Annotated in this window: 2 protein-coding genes; both read right to left on the reverse strand. The window is 59.8% G+C overall.

Annotation, left to right across the window (positions count from 1 at the left end; genetic code table 11):
• Window positions 1–311: 311 nt before the first annotated feature.
• Window positions 312–1,127, reverse strand: coding sequence for a transporter substrate-binding domain-containing protein (locus tag EN906_RS33815; RefSeq protein ID WP_164748881.1), 816 nt, complete (start codon window positions 1,125–1,127; stop codon window positions 312–314).
• 38 nt (window positions 1,128–1,165) lie between these two features.
• The coding region (locus EN906_RS33820) for an ABC transporter permease subunit (RefSeq protein ID WP_127375760.1) at window positions 1,166–1,528 on the reverse strand (363 nt) is incomplete at its 5' end.

Here is a 1,528-nt window from a genome sequence, read left to right on the forward strand (position 1 = left end):
CCACAGATGCGATCATGCACACTGCGCGTTGATAGAAGCTCTATAGCCAAGGTGCGAGCCAGCGGCACTGCTCTGCACAGCAGGAACGGGCGTAAAGCGAGGGAAGCTCCTCGCCTTGGATGAGGTCGGCGAGCTGACAGTCGCCAGTGTCGTCCGAATTGATGTAGGCATCGGCGGCGACGTAGTCGACGGCAGGCATTTAGCACACGCTCGGATCGCAGCCGCGCAGCAAACGTCCAGGCCGCCCGCCTCGCTCGGTTTTCTTCCTAAAAACGGGAGGCACAGGCGGAGCGGCCCTTCATACCAGCGGCTTACTCGATGACGCGGGCGCCACCGACATCTGCGGCTGACGGATCCAGCCCGTAAGCCTTGAGCGCTTCCGCGATCGCGCCATCCTTGCGGTAAGCTTCTAGGGACGTGTCAACGGCCTTCGCAAGATCCTCGTTGCTCTTGTCCAGCAGGAAGGCGGTCTGCGACGGGTTCATGGTCGCATCGATGCGCGGATCTTGTTTCAGCGCATTTACCTTATAATTCTGTCCTTCGTTCTGAATGACAGCGGAGCCGAAGCCGTCGAGCGCCGCCTCAATACGACCGGCATGAAGGTCCTGCGCGAGGTTCAGCGACGACGGATAGGTCTTGGAGCCTTCGTAAAGCTTCTCCATGTCCTGGACCCATAAATATCCTTCAACGGTGCCGACCTTCTTGCCCAGCAGACCATCGACAGTATCAATGCCGTTGGTCGAGGTGACGGACAGTTGGTCGAGATAGACCGGCGTAGACAGAGCGACGACCTTCGCGCGGGCGGCGGTACGATAGAAGCCGCCAAGCGCGATGTCCGCGCGCCGCGACTGAACTGCGGAAACCGCGCCTGGATATGTGAAGATCTCATAAGCGATCTCCAGGCAGTTCTCCTTGGCAAAACGCTTCACGAGATCGCCGTCGATACCCGCGATGCCGCTGTCTTTTTCGAGCGAATACGGAGCGGTGTTGGTAAGCGCGACTGTGAGTTTGCCCGCTGACACGGTTTCGAAAACGTGCTGCGGCTTGCAATCCTGTGCGGACGCGACGCTGGCACCCAAGGCCGTAGCAATGGCCGCGGCCGAGATAATCTTACTCCAATTTTTCACTGTGCTCTCCTCTGACATTGATGGTTTTTGATTGCAGGTCAGCCGAGATGGCTGCCCAGCCTACGTTCGGTGTACGAGACCAGCCACCCGAACGGGACGGTGATGGCGAGATAGAACAGGCCCGCCAAGATCAGGACATCGAGGTAGAGGTAGGTGGCCGCACCCACGCGATAGGCGCGCGCCAGAAGTTCGGGGATGGCGATCGTGTATGTAAGGGCCGTCGCCTGGAAGATGAGAATGGCAAAGCCCATCAGTGCGGGTATTGCGAACAGGATTCCTTGGGGGATCACTACGAAGCGCAGGATGTCCCGGCGGGTCATGCCGAGCGCCCAGCCCGCCTCGATCTCACAATGCGGAACCGCGTTCAGACCGGCGCGAAGGATCTCGCTGGTGTAGGCGCC

The sequence above is a fragment of the Mesorhizobium sp. M7A.F.Ca.CA.004.06.1.1 genome (assembly GCF_003999135.1).
Lineage (GTDB): Bacteria > Pseudomonadota > Alphaproteobacteria > Rhizobiales > Rhizobiaceae > Mesorhizobium.